The following is a 17,522-nucleotide window of genomic DNA, read 5'->3' as shown; positions in this document are numbered from 1 at the left end:
CAATAATATATTAAATGTATCAATGGAATGAAAAACAAAAAAGCTTCTGATCTCTCAGAAGCTTTTTTAGTGCGGATAATAGGACTCGAACCTACACGCCTTGCGGCACCAGATCCTAAGTCTGGCATGTCTACCAATTTCACCATATCCGCTCAATTGTGAGCGCAAAGATAATCATAACTTCTAATTTTCAAAATCCGATAGCGTGGAAATTCTTTCCGTGCCCACTATAAATAAAACAGAAAATTAGCTAAGATAGACCAACACAAAGCTTTACGCATTTTGCGCTTAAAATGACTAATCAATAAGAAAAAGACATAAAAAGACCATTTGATGATTTATGAAATAAAAATCCTATTTTTGAAAACAAATAAACACTGCCATTTATCAAACATATCGACCCAATTTAGTGTAGGTAAGACAGATATAGTCAGACATATATACAAGTCAGCACCAATATTTACAAGAAATGTAACATTGAATCAAAATTTTAGCAAATACTAAAAAAATGAAAAAACTGATTTACGGAATTAGTATCTTATTCCTATTCTCTTCTTGTAAAACTACTCAAGAAATCAAAAAAACAGATCCGATAAACGATCCAAGCCTATTTATCGGAAATCATAAAGCGAAAGCAATGGTTTTAGGAGTTTTCCATTTTAGCAATCCACAATTGGACAGTTATAAACCAAAATTTCCCTTCGACATTTTAGAAAAACAAAGGCAATCGGAGTTGGATATCCTTTTGGAGAAAATAGCAGAATACAAACCAACAAAAATATTGCTGGAACTGAATCGCATTGAAATGGACAGTCTGACGAATGAAAGCTATCAAAGTTATCTAAAAGGCAAATTCCTCATTGACGACAAAACCAATGAAGTTTATCAAATTGGTTTCAAACTTGCAAAAAAATTAGGTCATCATCGAGTGTATTGTTCCGACGCAGATGCGAAATGGTTTGGAGTTAATTTAGACTGGAACAATTACGATGCAGAAGCCTATTTAAAATCCAAAGGACAATATGAAAAAACAACCCGATATGATTACGAATCACTTTATAAGCTTCAAGATTCATTAAAAACTATCCAATCATTAACCAAAACGCTCAACATGCTGAATAATCCAGCGGGCAGACTGAAAGATCATCAAGCCTATCTAACGAATATTTTAGAAGGAGCGGGTGATAACTATTTGGGAGCAGACAATGTGGGTCGGTGGTACAGACGGAATTTGAGAATTTTTTCAAATGCATACGATTTCACCAATTTTAATAAAGAAGAAAGACTTTTGTTAATTTATGGTTCAGGACACGTTTGGTTGCTACGACAATTTTTTAAGGACTCACCTGATTTTGAATATGTAGAAGCAAACGACTATCTGAAGGATTAATATTGTTGCTAACATCGCATTGGCAATAAGCAAACTTGTGCTTCACATTAAACTTTTGAGATCATTCTAAAGTCTCCCAACTTTTTATTCATAGTCTTATTCTCATTTGATTATTTTATATTCAGGAAACAATATTCTAAGAAATAAGTTAAGAGTTTGAACCTAATAAAGGTTATTCTACTGGGCAATCTTTTTGGGCAATATCCTAGACTTATTCTTCCCCCTAAAAACCAATAATTTACCCAAATTAAAAGCATAAAAAAAACCCTTAAAACTATGTTTTAAGGGTTTTTAAAGTAAGTAGTGCGGATAATAGGACTCGAACCTACACGCCTTGCGGCACCAGATCCTAAGTCTGGCATGTCTACCAATTTCACCATATCCGCTCAATTGTGGGTGCAAAGATAGTTATAACTTTGACATTACAAAGCATTTTTGAAAAAAAATATTAATTCTATTTTTCGTATTTTTGAAATTCTATAAAAATCAATTTAAATGGACACTATAAAAGCATACGTTCAAGAACACAAAGAACGCTTTATCAATGAATTAATAGAATTATTAAAAATTCCTTCAGTAAGTGCAGATACTGCATATTCACAAGACGTAATTGACACATCCGAAGCTGTAAAAGCAAGTTTAGAGAAAGCGGGATGCGATTTTGTCGAAATTTGCGACACTCCGGGCTACCCAATTGTATATGGAGAGAAAATAATCGACCCAAATTTACCAACCGTATTAGTTTACGGACATTATGATGTTCAACCACCAGATCCAATTGAGTTATGGACATCTCCACCATTTGAACCAGTTATCAAAAAAACCGAAATTCACCCTGAAGGAGCCATTTTTGCTCGTGGTGCTTGCGATGACAAAGGACAAATGTACATGCACGTAAAAGCATTAGAATATATGGTACAAAGCAACACTTTGCCTTGTAACGTAAAATTCATGATCGAAGGTGAAGAAGAAGTAGGATCTAAAAGTTTAGGATGGTTTGTAGAGCGCAATCAAGAAAAACTAAAAAATGATGTGATCTTAATTTCTGACACAGGAATGATTTCAAATCAGCAACCATCAATAACAACAGGATTACGTGGCTTAAGCTATGTAGAAGTTGAAGTTACTGGACCAAACCGTGATTTACATTCAGGATTATACGGTGGCGCAGTTGCAAACCCAATTAATATACTTGCTAAAATGATTGCTTCACTTCATGATGAAGACAACCATATTACCATTCCAGGATTCTATGATAACGTACAAGAATTATCACTAGAAGAAAGAGCCGAAATGGCAAAAGCACCTTTTACCTTAGAGAAATATAAAAAAGCCCTAGACTTAAATGATGTTTATGGCGAAAAAGGATATGTAACCAACGAACGCAACTCTATCCGTCCAACATTAGATGTAAACGGAATTTGGGGCGGATACACAGGTGAAGGAGCTAAAACAGTTATTGCAAGTAAAGCTTTCGCAAAAATATCTATGCGTTTGGTTCCAAATCAAGATTGGGAAAACATTACTGAGTTATTTACAAAACATTTTACAAGCATTGCCCCAGCTGGCGTAACCGTAAAAGTGACTCCTCATCATGGTGGTCAAGGATACGTAACACCTATTGATAGCATTGGTTACAAGGCTGCAAATATGGCGTATACTGAAACTTTTGGAGTTCCTGCAATTCCTGTTCGTTCAGGAGGAAGTATTCCGATTGTGGCTTTATTCGAAAAAGAATTAAAAAGCAAAACAATCCTAATGGGATTCGGACTTGATAGCGATGCAATTCACTCACCAAACGAACATTTTGGAATCTTCAATTACCTAAAAGGGATTGAAACTATTCCGTTATTCTATAAATATTTTGTAGAGCTTTCTAAAAAATAAGCTAATTACAAAGTGAAAGTTTACCGCAAAGAACGCTACGTTTTTTCGCTAAGTTCACAAAGCTTTCCTAAATATTTTTAAAACCTGTTAGGTATAAAAATCCAAAATCCGTTCAGCAATGAGCGGATTTTTTTATGCGTTTACACTAAACCCATGACAAATCTTTGTCAAAATTCTAAACTTTGACAAAGACAACCCTCCTAATATACAATGTTATTAAGTTTAAGAATATTTCTGCAAAACTTTACTTAATAAATCTCTCGCTAAGCCGCAAAAGCACAAAGAAAACGTGTATAAACTTCATTCGAAAATTAATCGTTCAAAAACTTAACTTAATAACATTGCGTTCGCGTTAGCTAAAAAAAATTCCACGCTATCATTAAGATGCACTGCAGTGCACCTCTACAGAAAACCTTTGTCCCTTTGAACCTTTGTCCCTTTGAATCTAAAACCTTTTAACTCCTAAAAATCAAAATATTAAAAAATAATTTGCATATTAAAATTTTAACTCTACATTTGTAGAACACAATCTATAAACGTAGAACGATATGAATCACAAAATAGTTCTCTTAATACTACTTTTATCCTGTTTAGGCTGTAAGCCAGAACAGATCAATCAAAAAATCGACAAGAAAAAAGAAGGCAAATGGATTGATACGTATACACAAGACAAAACTCAATACAAATCAATTGAATATTACAAAAACAACGAACCCACTAAGAAATGGAAATCGTACATAAATGGAAAATTACATAAAACCGAGAAATATAAAAACGGAATCTGTTATACGAAGAACTATTATGAAAACGGAAAAATCGAGTCAAAAGGAAAAACAAAAATAGATTTCGATTCAAAATTAGCACATTGGTATTATTTCGGAGATTGGAAGTATTATTCAAACAAAGGAAAATATGTAGCTACAAAAGAATACTTTGAAGGAAAATTAATATCAGAACGATTCATTACACAAGAAAAATAGATTGCATAAAAAATATTTAAAACAAAAAAACTAAACCTTATATTTTATAAAAAACCTAAAAACCAATACGGATAATGAAAAAATTAAGTCTTTTTATTTTAATAGTAATCAATTGTACAACATTACAAGCACAAAGCTACGTTCAATATATCCAAAAAGCAGATTCATGCTACAAAGCAAAATCGAACAAAGCTTCTACAGAATATTATGAAATGGCATTTAAAAAAGAACATAAAAACCCAACCCATCTTTATAACGGAGCCTGTGCAGCAACGCTCGCTAATGAAACAAAAAAAGCATTTAACTGGCTCAATTTAGCCATTGATAATGGGTACGAAAATTTCAGTCATCTAAAAAAAGACAACGACCTAAGCCAATTACACCCTCAAAAAGAATGGCAAAGATTAATTCTTAAGATTCAAAAAAAACAAGATATACTCGAAGCCAATTATGACAAACCTCTACAAAAAGAATTACTATCGATTTACGAAGACGACCAAGGCATTCGAAAAGTCTTTATGGAAGTATATAAAAATCCAAAATCTAGCAAAAACAAAATTGACAGTATAGGCAAAATAATGAATCGCAAAGACAGCCTAAACTTAATTAAAGTATCAAAGATTCTAGATGAAAAAGGATGGGTCGGAAAAAACAGCATTGGCTCACAAGCCAATCAAACATTATTTCTGGTAATCCAGCATTCCGATTTAAAAACACAACAAAAATACCTTCCTATGATGAGAAAAGCAGTTAAGGAAGGAAACGCAAACGCAAGCTCAATTGCTTTACTAGAAGATCGCGTTGCCTTAAGAGAAGGACGAAAGCAAATTTACGGAAGTCAAATTGCAAAAAATCCAACAACAAAAAAAGAATACGTTTCGCCCCTGGAAGACCCCGACAATGTAGACAAAAGACGCGCAGAAGTTGGTCTAGGATCATTAGCTGATTATGTAAAAAACTGGGGTATAACCTGGGATGCAGAAGCTTACAAAAAAGAGCTACCCGAATTAGAAAAATTAGAAAAAAAATAACTCATGATGCAACTAACCAACTCCGAAGAACAATTGATGCAACACCTTTGGCAACTCAAAAAGGCGTTCATGAAGGATTTGCTTGAAGCATATCCCGACCCAAAGCCAGCAACAACAACAGTTGCTACTTTGTTAAAGAGAATGATTGATAAAAAATTCGTTGCTTACAACGAATTTGGAAACTCTAGAGAATATTATCCATTGGTTAAAAAAACAGATTATTTCTCAAAACACGTAAACGGATTAATTAGCAATTTCTTTAACAATTCGGCATCACAATTTGCTTCATTCTTTACAACCGAAACCAACTTATCAACTTCGGAATTAGAAGAACTCAAAAAAATAATTGACTCACAAATTCAAAAAAAGAAAAAATGATAACGTACATCCTAAAATCGTCAGTACTGCTTCTTATCTTGTTTGTAGTATATAAATTATGGCTAGAGAACGAAAAAATGTTTCGTTTTAATCGCGTTTATTTATTAGGCAGTTTGCTGTTTAGCTTGATTATTCCGTTGCAGCTATTCTCCTTTGATACAAAAATAGCAAAGGCAATAAACAGCATCCAATTACCAGAAATGGTACTTAACAACAATTTACAAAACCCGAACACTTTTAACAATAATCAAACAATAATTTACGGAATATCAGGACTGTATCTTTTCATAGTTCTATTATTAACTATTCGTTTTGTATTGAATTTATACGCGTTTCACAAAAAAATAAAATACAACGAGTCGCTAATCATCAATAACCAAAAAGCAGTTTTGATACAGGAATCCATCTTACCACATTCGTTTTTAAATACCATTTTTATAAACGAAAATGACCTGAAAAACGATTTAATTGATCCGCAACTAATTACTCATGAAACGGCTCATATAGAACAAAAACATTCCTTCGACATCATCTTTATCGAGCTAATCCAAATTCTATTATGGTTTAATCCAATCATTTTACTTTACAAAAAAGCAATCAAATTAAACCATGAATTCCTAGCTGATGAAGCGGTAATAACTCAATTAGACTCTGTTTCTTATTACCAAAATTTATTACTAAAAATGGCTTCAAACCAAAGTCAGATTGCTCTTGCAAGTGCTATTAATTTTCAAATAACCAAAAAACGACTACTTATGATGACAAAACAAGAATCCCGATTAAGAATACTATTAAAAACGGCTGCAGTAGGCTTTGTATTCGCTATGTTATTTTTCGCTTTTAGCAATACTACAATTGCACAAGGAAACAACAGAAAAGCAGAAAATGAACCTCAAAAATTTCTTTCTAATTCAATTCAAGACACAACACAACCAGAATATCCGGGTGGAATAAACGAATTTTACAAATTCATTGGAAAGAATTTCAAAGTTCCAGAAGAGGTTACAAAAAACAAAATCAAAGGCAAAGTGTACATACAATTCTTTGTTGAAAGGGACGGCTCATTATCCGATTTTACAATCAAACAAGATTTAGGCTACGGCTTAGGCGATGAAGCTATTCGTGTAATAAAACTTTCTCCTAAATGGAAACCAGGTACAATAAATAACGAACCCGCAAAAGTAATGTACGATTTACCAATAACAGTTCAATCAGCACCAGAATAAATAAACTGATTTTAATTAGAGAATGATTCTAAAAAAAAACATAGCATTTCTCTATTGAAAACATAAAATAGTGAAAAATAAAAAAATCCGCTTCTGTTCTAGAAGCGGATCAAATAAAAAAAACTAAAAAAAATTCTAAAAAAAATTTTCAAAAAAAGGTTAACTAAGAAGTTTATCAGGATTGTATCCAAAATAAGGCATTGCCTGCTCATGAAATACAACACCATATTCTTCTAATTCTTTTAAAATAGGCAAATACACTTCTTTATTTATCGGTAATTGAACTCCAGGAGTTGTAATCTTGCCATTTAATATCAATAAGGTAGCCATAGCAACAGGCAATCCTACCGTTTTAGCCATTGCCGTATAAGTTTGATCATCACCAATACAAACCATTTTGGAATCTATTTGCGTGTCAACACCATTTAAAACATATCCAAATTTGTGATACATTACAATCATATCTTTATCATGAGGTTGCAATGTCCAATTATCCGAAAGTATTTTTTCTAATATTTGAGCAGGAGTAGCCTCTTTTAATCCAACAAATTTATTAGGATTAAACAAGTCAAGCTCAACAAGCTTATCCCACATAATATCATCTTGATCTATTTTAAGAATCAAACGCATTTTTATCTCAACAGAATCTGTAGGATGATAAGGTAAAAAAGAATTCACAAACTGACGATAACTCATTGTCTCAGAATTCTCCATAACATAACTATCATCAGTCATTCCTAATTGCACAAACATATTCCATGCTTTAGAGAATCCAACACGTCTAATCGTTCCACGGTATAAAGTAAGAATATCTTCAAGACCGTAAATCGTTCTATATTTTAAGGAATCTCTATTAGAATACGCTTCAAATTTACCGTAGCCCTCTACTTCTAAAAATTCGGTTCTACGAAACAAATTACAATACGGAATGTATTTATACGTTCCTTCCTGAATAAATTTAGCGGCACCACCCTGCCCTGCCAAAACAACATTTCGGGGAGCCCAAGTAAATTTATAATTCCACAAGTTATTATCTGATTCAGGAGCTACAAGTCCACCACAAAAAGATTCGAACAACAGCATATTACCACCTTTCTCTCTAATTTCATCAATAACTTTCATGGCACTCATATGATCAATACCAGGATCTAGCCCAATTTCATTCATAAAAATCAGATTACTGGCTTTTGCCTCCTTATCTAATTCCTGCATGGCATCACTTATATATGATGCTGTAACCATATGTTTTTTATAAAGCAAACAATCTCTGGCAACTTCTATATGCAAATGAGCGGGCAACATCGATACAACAATGTTTGCTTGCTGTATAGCCAGTCTTCGCTGTTCTTTATCAAAAATATCTAGTGCAATAGGAGTAGCATTAGGATGACCATTCGTTTTCTTTTCGGCAAGTGCCAAAGACAAATCTCCTATAATAAGATGCAGGTTTTCTTTTTCGGACTTATCTAATAAATACCGTATTAATGACGATGCCGATCTACCTGCTCCAATGACCAAAACTACTCTCATATTTTACATATATAACACAAACATACAATATTGTTATATTCATAACAATAAAATAATGTTAAAATATTGAACTAAATATTATTTTAAACCAAAAATAAGCAGAATTTATCTTTTTAAAAACAACATAAATTTTTTCAAAAAGTTCTCTTAATTTTTTTCAGATTGAAAGTATTAAGCCTATTTTTGTAAAGACTAATCTATTTTTGTGATGAATAAAAAAATAATTGCAACGGCTGCTTTTTTAGGAATGATAGCTATCATTTTAGGAGCGTTTGGAGCACATGCTCTAAAAAAAGTTTTATCTGTAGAGGAGTTAGTTACCTTTGAAACTGGGGTTCGCTACCAAATGTATCATGCCTTCTTTTTGTTTTTTGTAGCTACACGAAAAGAACTTTCTCAAAAAACGCTTAAAGTTATTTATAATCTGGCTGTGGCTGGAGTGTTATTATTTTCAGGTTCTATTTACCTACTAGCGACGAATAACCTTACATCTTTCGACTTTAAAATTATAGGATTCGTAACTCCAATAGGCGGACTCCTATTAATTCTTGCCTGGAGCGTTCTTTTTGTTAAAATTATTAAACAAAAGTCATAAAATTAGTTATATAAATCTATATCTAAAATATAATATCTAATTTTACAGTCTATAAAATAAAACACAACAACTTAAAAAATTTATGGACAATCAAACGTTATCTACGCAATCGATTTCGCTAAATGAGTTAGGGATTAAAAATGCAACAATACATTATCAGTTATCGGCTGACGAATTACACAACATCACGATACAGTCTGGTCAAGGTGTAGAGGACTCAACGGGTGCATTAGCAATTAATACTGGTACATTTACAGGACGTTCGCCTCAAGATCGTTTTATTGTAAAAGATAGTATTACTGAAGACCAAGTATGGTGGGGAAAAGTAAATATCCCTTTTGAACCAGCTGCCTTCGAAAAATTATATGACAAAGTCACTCAATACCTTTCTAACAAAGAAGTATTTGTTAGAGATTCATATGTTTGCTCTGATCCTAATTACAGATTAAATGTACGTGTTGTAACTGAAACAGCATGGTCTAATTTATTCTGCTACAATATGTTCTTGAGACCAGAAGCAAGTGAATTAGCAAACTTTACTCCTGAATGGACAGTAATTTGTGCTCCAAGCTTCATGGCTGATCCAGCTGTAGACGGAACAAGACAAAGCAATTTTGCAATCTTAGATTTTACAAAAAAGATAGCTCTTATTGGCGGAACTGGATATACTGGGGAGATGAAAAAAGGAATTTTTTCAGCTTTAAATTTCATCTTGCCTGTATTTAAAAACACATTACCAATGCATTGTAGTGCTAATGTTGGTAAAGATGGAGATACAGCTATTTTCTTTGGTTTATCAGGAACAGGAAAAACAACCTTATCTGCTGATCCAGACCGTAAATTAATCGGAGACGACGAACATGGCTGGACAAATGAAAATACGGTATTCAATTTTGAAGGTGGTTGTTATGCTAAAGTAATTAACCTAACTGAGGAAAACGAACCAGACATTTTTAGAGCTATTAAAAGAGGAGCCTTACTAGAAAATGTTGTTTTCAAACCAGGTACAAATGTGGTAGATTTTGATGATATCTCAATTACACCAAATACAAGAGTTAGTTACCCAATTACCCATATTGATAACATTCAACCGGGTTCTATAGGTAAAAACCCTAAAAATATTTTCTTCTTAACAGCAGATTCATTTGGTATTTTGCCTCCTATCTCGAGACTTACTCCAGGGCAAGCTGCTTACCATTTTATTTCTGGATATACTGCTAAAGTTGCTGGTACAGAAGCAGGTATAGACGAACCTCAACCAAATTTCTCAGCTTGTTTTGGAGCGCCATTTATGCCGTTACACCCAACACGTTATGCAGAAATGTTGAGCAAAAAAATGAAAGATGCCAACGTGAAAGTTTGGCTTATAAACACAGGATGGACTGGTGGAGCATACGGAACAGGAACACGTATGAAACTAAAATATACTCGTGCTATGATTACTGCCGCTTTAAACGGAGAGTTAGACAACGTAGCATACGAAAATCATGTTGTTTTTGGAATTGCAAAACCACAAACTTGTCCTAATGTACCTAACGAAATCTTAAATCCTAGAAATACTTGGGCAGATCCAAAATTATACGATATTAAAGCAGTAGAATTAGCAGAGAAATTCAAAGCTAATTTTGCAAAATTTGAAGAGTTTGCTAATGCCGAGATTATGGCAGGAGCACCATTAGCATAATAAAAGTCTTACTTACTAATTCAAAAAAGAAAGAGCTGTTCAATTGAACAGCTCTTTTTGTATTTATACTCGGTTTTAATATCAGTATACAGCCAGTCTTCACTCTCAGTGTACTCACTACTTTTAAACAGCAAGCTGTAACTTAAGTGTAACGGAAAACTGAAACTGCAACTAAATATTTATTTCTTCACTTGCTCATCAATACGTTTCTGCACAGAATCCCAGCTATAATAATGAAAAGTCATTCCGTTACTCATTGCCACAAAAAGACCATTTTTATAAGGGCCTCCTAAATTTACATTCGTCACATCGGCACCATCACACTCTATTGTCGAAGTAGGTATTTCAGCAAGCAAAGGATAACTATTTAAATCACCATTAGCTCCCTCACGTGGATAAACCATGAAAGTATTTGCTTGTTGGTTAGAAACCAAAATATATCCTGTTGTTGCCGTTTTTTTATAAATAGCAATTCCTTCATTGTCTGCTTTAAAATCACCTTTACCAAAAACAGCAAGTTCAACATCGCTATGGTTACTCGCTGGATCGGCTACGTATTTTCTAATTCCAAATTGTTCATCGCAATAATAAACTACGCCTAGCTCATTATCTACAGCAATAGCTTCTATTTCTTTTTTACCACTATAAGAGCCGAATTTACGAACCACTTTCCCACCAACTACTCCGTTTCCTGCATCAGATAACTCATATTGCCACAAATAGCTCCCCGATGGTCCTGATTTTCTTCCTACAATAGCAAATATCGCATGATCACTAGGTCGGGTGTACAATGCAATTCCCATTGGATCACGTAACAACTCGCCATCAAATACAGAAATCCCTCCATTGTCTATAGGCTTTAAATCCGGTAAGCTAAAAACTCTGATTTTATTACTTTCTCTTTCCGTAGTAACTGCCACATCAACTTTTTTTCCATTAATAAGTAAACCATAAGCTATATCAACATTGTTTGGTCTTTTTAATGTTTCAGATTTAACTAAGATTTTACCATTTAAATCAAAAGCATACAATGCTCCATCGGTATCTTTATCTGTACCTACAATAATACTTTTTGATGGATCTGTAGGATGGATCCAAATTGACGGATCATCAGTATCATGCGGAAGTGGTTGTGTTACAACTATTGGTTTTAAGGCATCTTTACGAACAGGGGCTAACTTGCTTCCACAAGAAATCAAAAAAGCACTCGCTATGAGTAGTATAAATTTATTTTTCATGTTATTGTTGTTTTTAAAAGAATTGACAGGAATGCATTATTCCTGTCAATCATCACTAAATTCATTGTAATTATATATTAAAAATCAAATTTCAATCCGAAATTGTAACGCGCTTGGTAATATTCTACCTGCTTAGTATGCGATTTTACACCTTGGTAATAACGTAACGGCTGATTAGTTAAGTTATTTGCTTCTGCAAAAACACGAATCTTTGGTGTAATTTTAAATGAAGCATTTGCATCTACAAAAAACTGCTTATCATAATAACTATCATTGTAATCATTTGATCCTAATTCATCTAAATAATCTGAAGTAAAGTTAGTCGAAACTCTTGCCGAAAAACGCTTATTCTCCCATGATAATGAACCATTAAACATATGTGGAGCTGTTCCCGGAAGACTTATATTACGTCTTTCATTTCCTTCGGCATCAGCAATACCTTTGGCAGTTGATTTTGTATAGGTATAATTTAAATAAATCCCAAATCCTTTCAAGAATGGACTTGTAAAGAAATCCAATTGGCGTTGCAATGCCACTTCAAATCCATAAACATCAACATTATCACCGTTTCTTTGTTGGATAAGTGTCCAATTATCAGTTGCAGGAATTGGGTTTTGTTGGTTAGGAAAGTCCGTTGCAAATTTTGCTGTCGTGTATTGATTATCACTATAGGTATAGATGAAATCATTTAAGTTTTTATAGAAAAACCCTCCTGAAATCAAACCAACTGATTTAAAATAATTCTCGGCCATGAAATCATAATTATATGAATAGGTCGCTTTAAGATCTGGATTACCTGCTAAGATTTGAGAATCGGTAGCAATATTATTAATATATGGAGCCAATGCATAATAATCAGGTCGTGCCAATGCTGTTGTCGCAGCAGCTCTTAACACCAAGTCTTTAGTAGCATTATATTTAAACGAAATTCCAGGCATTACGTTTGTGTATGAATTAGTCGTATTAATCTGTCCTTCTAATGCTTCTTCATCCAAAACACGATTCCCAGTATAATCAATATGCGTGTTCTCTACACGGAAACCTAAAATCATAGATAGTTTATCATTAAAATCCTGATCCCATCTTACGTAAGCCGCATAAATATTTTCTTTGGCTTTATAATTTACAGTCAAAAATTCAGCAGGATTAAGCTCTTTATTAAATAAAGCAGGATTATTTAAATCTAAACCTCCTAAATAAGAACTGGAAACAAATGTACCTGGTACATACTTGCTACCTGCATTAAAATCGGCACCATCATAATAGCTAGTTCCAACATCAGCAAGAGTTCCCATTCCACTTAATGGCTCATAAGAATAAAAAATATTATCTCTCGATTTATCTTTCATACGTAATCTAAGTCCCGTTCTCAATCTTCCTTTTTCTGAAGGGATTATTGTAAAAGGGAATCGAATATTTACTTTAGCTCCAAATTCACTCTCTTTAGTTTCATTAGTGTTTTCGGTTGCTGAATCAAATTTAAATTTATTTAAAGCTTCTCCAGTTGTTGTAACCAAAGGAAATTCCATATCCGACAAATCCTGAGCTGTGTTCAATCCTTTCTGACGGTATTCAATATAACGCTCTTGCGGACGGTACTCTCTTGCACTAGAATAATTTGCAGACCAATCTAAATCTAAATTAGAATTTATCAAATGCTCTCCACGTAATGCATAATTCTGTACACGTTGATCTTCAAGTCTTCGGTTTTTATTACGATTATCGTCAACTCCTCCTTTTGTCTGACGCTTTACTCTTCCTGTAAAACCCGAAATTTCTTCGCCATTGTAAATAGGTTTTATATCGTCATAAGTAGTTCGATAGCGATTTTCTCTATCATCTCTCCAATTGTAAATTGCATTAGCAAAAATAGTATTGTTGTCATCAAATTTATAATCTAAGGCAATAGCTCCACTTCTGCGAATACGTTGCACATCATATTTTCTAATTTCGGATTTGCTTAAATACTCATTTCCAAATTTGTCTTTCGTCCAAACAGCCTCCATGTTATCGGAGCCGTAATCTACATTATTATAAGAACCACTTACCACAGCACCAAGTTTATCATCAAGAAAACGGTTACCATATACTAATCCTGCTGTATAAATAGCTTTATCCCTAATTGGTGCATAACCACCCGCAACTGTTGCTGAGATTCTTTCGCCATTTGGTGTTGCTCTAGTGATCAAATTGACTGAACCTCCAATAGCATCAGCATCCATATCAGGAGTAAGCGTTTTGTTAACTTCAATTGTCGAGATCATGTCTGATGGAATAAGATCCATTTGTACATTTCTATTATCACCTTCGGCTGATGGAATACGATCTCCATTTAAAGTTACTGAGTTTAATGAAGGAGCCAAACCTCTAATAATTATATTCCTAGCTTCGCCTTGGTCGTTCTGCATGGTAATTCCAGGCACACGTTTTAAGGCATCACCAACATTTGCATCTGGGAAACGCCCCATTTGGTCAGCCGAAATAACATTACCGATGTTCTTATTCGTTTTTTGTTGGTTTAACGCTTTTGCTTGCCCTTTTAAGATATCTCCAACAACAACTTCATTCAATTCTGTTCCTGACGATTTAAGCGCAAAATCTATCACTGCATTCTTACCATCAGCAACAACGACATCTTGGATATTCTCTGTATATCCCATATATTTAACTCTAACTTGATAAGATCCTGACATTACATTCAGCAATTCATATCTTCCGTTGTAATCAGAAACAGTGTACTTATTCTGACCAACAATTTCAATCATTGCTCCTGGCAAAGGCAATTTATCATCTGCATCTAACACTTTTCCAGAAACAATTCCTTTTTGGGCATAACCAACTAAGGTTATTAAAAATAGAACTAATACTAAACAATTTTTTTTCATCTTGGTTTTGGTTGTTTTACTACGGTGCTAAACTAGTTTCTGCATATTAACTCTACCACCTAAAAAATTTAACATAACGTTATGCTTCTACTTTTTAAACTAGATTTTTTCACTTTAAAATAATACCAACCCTCAAAAAGATTGAGTAAAATTAACATTACTCCTATTTAAAAATGCTATAAAAGAGCTATTGTAAATACCAAAAACAATACTCTAATCAAAAACATATCAACTATTTATCTCTTTATTAATTTTTTGGCGTTAAATTTGCCTTATCAATCAATCAAAAACAATCAATCATGTTGAAACAATTTTTTATCCTTTGCTCTGGAGCAGATAAAAATCTCCTCGAGGACTGTTCAGAAAGTGAACAAACCAAGTATGTCGGTATTGGAGCTACCGTTTTTTTTACCGCAGTAATGGCATTTATCGCTAGTGCTTATGCCCTATTTACTGTTTTCGACTCTGTATATCCAGCAATGCTTTTCGGATTTGTTTGGAGTTTACTTATTTTTAATCTTGACCGTTTTATTGTATCTACAATAAAAAAAAGAGACCGTGTTTGGGATGAATTCCTTCAAGCAACACCCCGAATTATTCTGGCAGTTATTATAGCAATAGTAATTTCAAAACCTTTAGAAATCAAAATTTTTGAAAAGGAAATCAACACCGTTTTATTAAAAGAGAAGAATGCAATGGCTCTTGCCAATAAAAAAGAAGTTGGTAATTATTATAAATCCGATTTAGATAAGAACAAAGCTGAAATCGCTGGATTAAAATCGGACATCCTTAACAAAGAGAAAGAAGTAAACGCATTATATTCCACTTACATTACCGAAGCCGAAGGAACAGCTGGTTCAAAACGTTTAGGTAAAGGTCCTGTTTATAAAGAGAAACGTGACAAACATGATACTGCATTAAAGGAATATGCAACTTTGAAAGCTCAGAATGAGGTAAAAATAGCCGAAAAAGAAAAAGCTGCGCTGGTACTGCAAGCTGATGTAGACAAAAAAGTATCAGAAACTCAGCCTATCATTGATGGTTTTGATGGTTTAATGGCACGAATAAATGCTCTGAACAAGCTTCCTTGGGTTCCTTCTTTCTTTATTATGCTATTGTTTCTAGCAATCGAAACATCACCGATTATAGCCAAATTATTAGCTCCAAGAGGAGAATATGATTTTAAGCAAGAAGAACTTGAAACGGCATTAAAAGCTACTCTGGAGCAAAACAAATACCAACGTAGTTTATTAGTAAAAACTAGTGCTGCAATGCATGATAAAGTTTATGCCGATATTGCCGAAGATAAAGACATCTACAACTTACAGCGACAAAAAGCAAAAGAATTACTCGAATTACAAGCGCATCGCTTTGTAGAAAAACAGAAAGCGACTCTATAAGTCTTAAAGTTTAAAAGTCGAAGGTCTTAAAGTGACCAATATCATTTAAAAGAAAAAGTCGAAAATAGAAACTTTACTATTTTCGACTTTTTTATTTATAACCTAAATGGCTTTAAGACTTTTGACTTTAGGACATTCAGACTTACTTACATATAACTCAAGATCTCTTTTTTGAATGCATCATACTCTCCTTGCATAATCAATCCATTATCTAATAACTTCTTGTAATTCTGTAATTTTTCAAAAAGCTCATCTTGAGACATATCACTTAATCTTCTTTCGCCTGCTACAAATGAAGTTTCGTGAATTGGTTCGTTATAAACTGGTGTCGCTGGTATAATTTCAGCATAGTTTGTAACTTCTTCTGTTTCGATTTCTTCTACTTCTTCCTCTTCTATTGCCTCAACTTCTTCAGACTCTGCAACCTCAGCAACTGGAGCAGTTGCAAGAATTGGGTTTTTAAGTATATCTAGCTGTTCTTTTGCGTAAGTGAAAATTTTTCTTGCTTGAATTTTAGGAATATAATCTATAGAAAACTGAATATCAGTTTTGGTAGAAAAAGAAAACTCTGAACCTAGAATGTTTTCTTTTACAAATGTACCAACAATATCATCCCAAGTATAGTCAGTAAAATCCATCGAAAGACCTAAGTTTTTAGGCTTACATATTATAATTCTTTTGTTTGTTACAACAATACTATCAGGAAAAACAGTGATTGCCGGTTTTTTCTGAACTGCAATATATCCAATTTCTTCACCTCTCATCAATAAATCATTGAGTTTAGAAGTAATTTTTTCAATCGCTTTTGGGTCTTGTTCTTCGTTTAAAAACTTTTTAAATTGTTCTTTCATATTTTATAAGTTGCTAAGTTACAAAGTAACTGAGTTGCTAGTTTTTTGTCTTACGTTACAAATGTAATGCCTAATTTTTTAATTCAATAATTTCATTCTGAATTTTCTTCGTCAAACTTTTGAAAACCAAATCATACGAATGATCTATCAGTTCTTTTATAAAAGCAGTAGGCAAATCTACATTCATCGTAATCGTATTCCAGTGTACTTTACTCATATGGTACCCCGGTTTTATATCATCATATTCGGCACGTAATTCCTGAGCACGCTCTGGATCACATTTTAAATTTACCGAAGGAATCTCTTTTTCCCATTGGGTTAAAGATGACAATGCAAACATTTTTCCACCAACTTTAAACACCAATGTTTCTTCATCAAAAGGAAAATGTTCTGTGGCTCCTTTTTTAGAAAGACAATATTCATAATACGTTTCTAAATTCATATCAT

At 33.4% G+C, this 17,522-nt stretch carries 14 protein-coding genes and 2 tRNA genes; 9 read left to right on the top strand and 7 right to left on the bottom strand.

The genetic code is table 11. From position 1 onward, the window contains the following. Positions 1 to 70: 70 nt before the first annotated feature. Positions 71 to 152, bottom strand: a tRNA-Leu gene (locus LPB87_RS08965). Positions 153 to 508: 356 nt separating this feature from the next. On the opposite strand from LPB87_RS08965, the gene LPB87_RS08960 reads away from it, so the two are divergent. Continuing rightward, on the top strand, positions 509 to 1,390 hold the full coding sequence (locus LPB87_RS08960; RefSeq protein ID WP_230727677.1) for a DUF5694 domain-containing protein: 882 nt from the start codon (positions 509 to 511) through the stop codon (positions 1,388 to 1,390). Between the two features lie 304 nt (positions 1,391 to 1,694). On the opposite strand, the gene LPB87_RS08955 is transcribed toward LPB87_RS08960, so the two are convergent. Next, positions 1,695 to 1,776 (bottom strand) — tRNA-Leu (locus LPB87_RS08955). A gap of 109 nt (positions 1,777 to 1,885) precedes the next feature. Between LPB87_RS08955 and LPB87_RS08950 the strand changes: the two genes are divergently transcribed. The 5 genes from LPB87_RS08950 to LPB87_RS08930 all read left to right on the top strand — a co-directional run bounded on the left by LPB87_RS08950 (position 1,886) and on the right by LPB87_RS08930 (position 6,892). Continuing rightward, positions 1,886 to 3,277, top strand: a complete 1,392-nt coding sequence (locus LPB87_RS08950; protein ID WP_230727676.1) for a dipeptidase — start codon at positions 1,886 to 1,888, stop codon at positions 3,275 to 3,277. Between the two features lie 548 nt (positions 3,278 to 3,825). Then, on the top strand, positions 3,826 to 4,257 hold the full coding sequence (locus LPB87_RS08945; protein ID WP_230727675.1) for a hypothetical protein: 432 nt from the start codon (positions 3,826 to 3,828) through the stop codon (positions 4,255 to 4,257). Between the two features lie 74 nt (positions 4,258 to 4,331). Beyond that, positions 4,332 to 5,288, top strand: coding sequence for a DUF6624 domain-containing protein (locus LPB87_RS08940; RefSeq protein ID WP_230727674.1), 957 nt, complete (start codon positions 4,332 to 4,334; stop codon positions 5,286 to 5,288). Positions 5,289 to 5,294: 6 nt separating this feature from the next. Next, on the top strand, positions 5,295 to 5,666 hold the full coding sequence (locus tag LPB87_RS08935) for a BlaI/MecI/CopY family transcriptional regulator (protein ID WP_039116310.1): 372 nt from the start codon (positions 5,295 to 5,297) through the stop codon (positions 5,664 to 5,666). After that, entirely contained in the window at positions 5,663 to 6,892 is a 1,230-nt protein-coding gene (locus tag LPB87_RS08930) for a M56 family metallopeptidase (protein WP_230727673.1), read from the top strand. The genes LPB87_RS08935 and LPB87_RS08930 overlap by 4 nt, the downstream gene beginning before the upstream one ends. A 159-nt stretch (positions 6,893 to 7,051) precedes the next feature. On the opposite strand, the gene LPB87_RS08925 is transcribed toward LPB87_RS08930, so the two are convergent. Next, the gene (locus LPB87_RS08925; protein ID WP_230727672.1) at positions 7,052 to 8,422 is read right to left on the bottom strand and encodes a saccharopine dehydrogenase C-terminal domain-containing protein; all 1,371 of its coding nucleotides are present in this window, start codon (positions 8,420 to 8,422) and stop codon (positions 7,052 to 7,054) included. 208 nt (positions 8,423 to 8,630) lie between these two features. Here LPB87_RS08925 and LPB87_RS08920 point away from each other — a divergent pair, with 208 nt between their 5' ends. Both LPB87_RS08920 and pckA read left to right on the top strand, forming a co-directional pair. Next, positions 8,631 to 9,017: a DUF423 domain-containing protein gene (locus LPB87_RS08920; RefSeq protein ID WP_129540016.1), complete on the top strand. Its 387-nt coding sequence runs from the start codon at positions 8,631 to 8,633 to the stop codon at positions 9,015 to 9,017. An 82-nt stretch (positions 9,018 to 9,099) separates the two neighbouring features. Next, entirely contained in the window at positions 9,100 to 10,701 is a 1,602-nt protein-coding gene (gene pckA / locus LPB87_RS08915) for a phosphoenolpyruvate carboxykinase (ATP) (protein WP_230727671.1), read from the top strand. 179 nt (positions 10,702 to 10,880) lie between these two features. On the opposite strand, the gene LPB87_RS08910 is transcribed toward pckA, so the two are convergent. Both LPB87_RS08910 and LPB87_RS08905 read right to left on the bottom strand, forming a co-directional pair. Then, positions 10,881 to 11,939: a phytase gene (locus LPB87_RS08910; RefSeq protein ID WP_230727670.1), complete on the bottom strand. Its 1,059-nt coding sequence runs from the start codon at positions 11,937 to 11,939 to the stop codon at positions 10,881 to 10,883. Between the two features lie 77 nt (positions 11,940 to 12,016). Further along, positions 12,017 to 14,824, bottom strand: a complete 2,808-nt coding sequence (locus LPB87_RS08905) for a TonB-dependent receptor (protein WP_230727669.1) — start codon at positions 14,822 to 14,824, stop codon at positions 12,017 to 12,019. A 299-nt stretch (positions 14,825 to 15,123) separates the two neighbouring features. Between LPB87_RS08905 and LPB87_RS08900 the strand changes: the two genes are divergently transcribed. Then, entirely contained in the window at positions 15,124 to 16,224 is a 1,101-nt protein-coding gene (locus tag LPB87_RS08900; protein ID WP_129540019.1) for a DUF4407 domain-containing protein, read from the top strand. Positions 16,225 to 16,370: 146 nt separating this feature from the next. Here LPB87_RS08900 and LPB87_RS08895 read toward each other — a convergent pair whose 3' ends face one another. Together LPB87_RS08895 and LPB87_RS08890 are read right to left on the bottom strand one after the other, a co-directional pair. Beyond that, on the bottom strand, positions 16,371 to 17,075 hold the full coding sequence (locus LPB87_RS08895) for a PH domain-containing protein (RefSeq protein WP_230727668.1): 705 nt from the start codon (positions 17,073 to 17,075) through the stop codon (positions 16,371 to 16,373). Positions 17,076 to 17,145: 70 nt separating this feature from the next. Beyond that, positions 17,146 to 17,517: an MmcQ/YjbR family DNA-binding protein gene (locus LPB87_RS08890; protein ID WP_230727667.1), complete on the bottom strand. Its 372-nt coding sequence runs from the start codon at positions 17,515 to 17,517 to the stop codon at positions 17,146 to 17,148. Positions 17,518 to 17,522: the final 5 nt, after the last annotated feature.

The sequence above is a fragment of the Flavobacterium sp. EDS genome, assembly GCF_020991525.1.
GTDB lineage: Bacteria > Bacteroidota > Bacteroidia > Flavobacteriales > Flavobacteriaceae > Flavobacterium.
Note: the sequence above shows the minus strand (reverse complement) of the source record. Positions and strands in the feature narration are given on the sequence as shown.

Coding starts and splice junctions, on each gene's coding strand:
- LPB87_RS08925 (WP_230727672.1), bottom strand. CDS start 8,422: ATGAGAGTAGTTTTGGTCATTGGAGCAGGTAGATCGGCATCGTCATTA.
- LPB87_RS08900 (WP_129540019.1), top strand. CDS start 15,124: ATGTTGAAACAATTTTTTATCCTTTGCTCTGGAGCAGATAAAAATCTC.
- LPB87_RS08950 (WP_230727676.1), top strand. CDS start 1,886: ATGGACACTATAAAAGCATACGTTCAAGAACACAAAGAACGCTTTATC.
- LPB87_RS08895 (WP_230727668.1), bottom strand. CDS start 17,075: ATGAAAGAACAATTTAAAAAGTTTTTAAACGAAGAACAAGACCCAAAA.
- LPB87_RS08920 (WP_129540016.1), top strand. CDS start 8,631: ATGAATAAAAAAATAATTGCAACGGCTGCTTTTTTAGGAATGATAGCT.
- LPB87_RS08910 (WP_230727670.1), bottom strand. CDS start 11,939: ATGAAAAATAAATTTATACTACTCATAGCGAGTGCTTTTTTGATTTCT.
- LPB87_RS08930 (WP_230727673.1), top strand. CDS start 5,663: ATGATAACGTACATCCTAAAATCGTCAGTACTGCTTCTTATCTTGTTT.
- LPB87_RS08905 (WP_230727669.1), bottom strand. CDS start 14,824: ATGAAAAAAAATTGTTTAGTATTAGTTCTATTTTTAATAACCTTAGTT.
- LPB87_RS08945 (WP_230727675.1), top strand. CDS start 3,826: ATGAATCACAAAATAGTTCTCTTAATACTACTTTTATCCTGTTTAGGC.
- LPB87_RS08940 (WP_230727674.1), top strand. CDS start 4,332: ATGAAAAAATTAAGTCTTTTTATTTTAATAGTAATCAATTGTACAACA.
- LPB87_RS08935 (WP_039116310.1), top strand. CDS start 5,295: ATGCAACTAACCAACTCCGAAGAACAATTGATGCAACACCTTTGGCAA.
- LPB87_RS08960 (WP_230727677.1), top strand. CDS start 509: ATGAAAAAACTGATTTACGGAATTAGTATCTTATTCCTATTCTCTTCT.
- LPB87_RS08890 (WP_230727667.1), bottom strand. CDS start 17,517: ATGAATTTAGAAACGTATTATGAATATTGTCTTTCTAAAAAAGGAGCC.
- pckA (WP_230727671.1), top strand. CDS start 9,100: ATGGACAATCAAACGTTATCTACGCAATCGATTTCGCTAAATGAGTTA.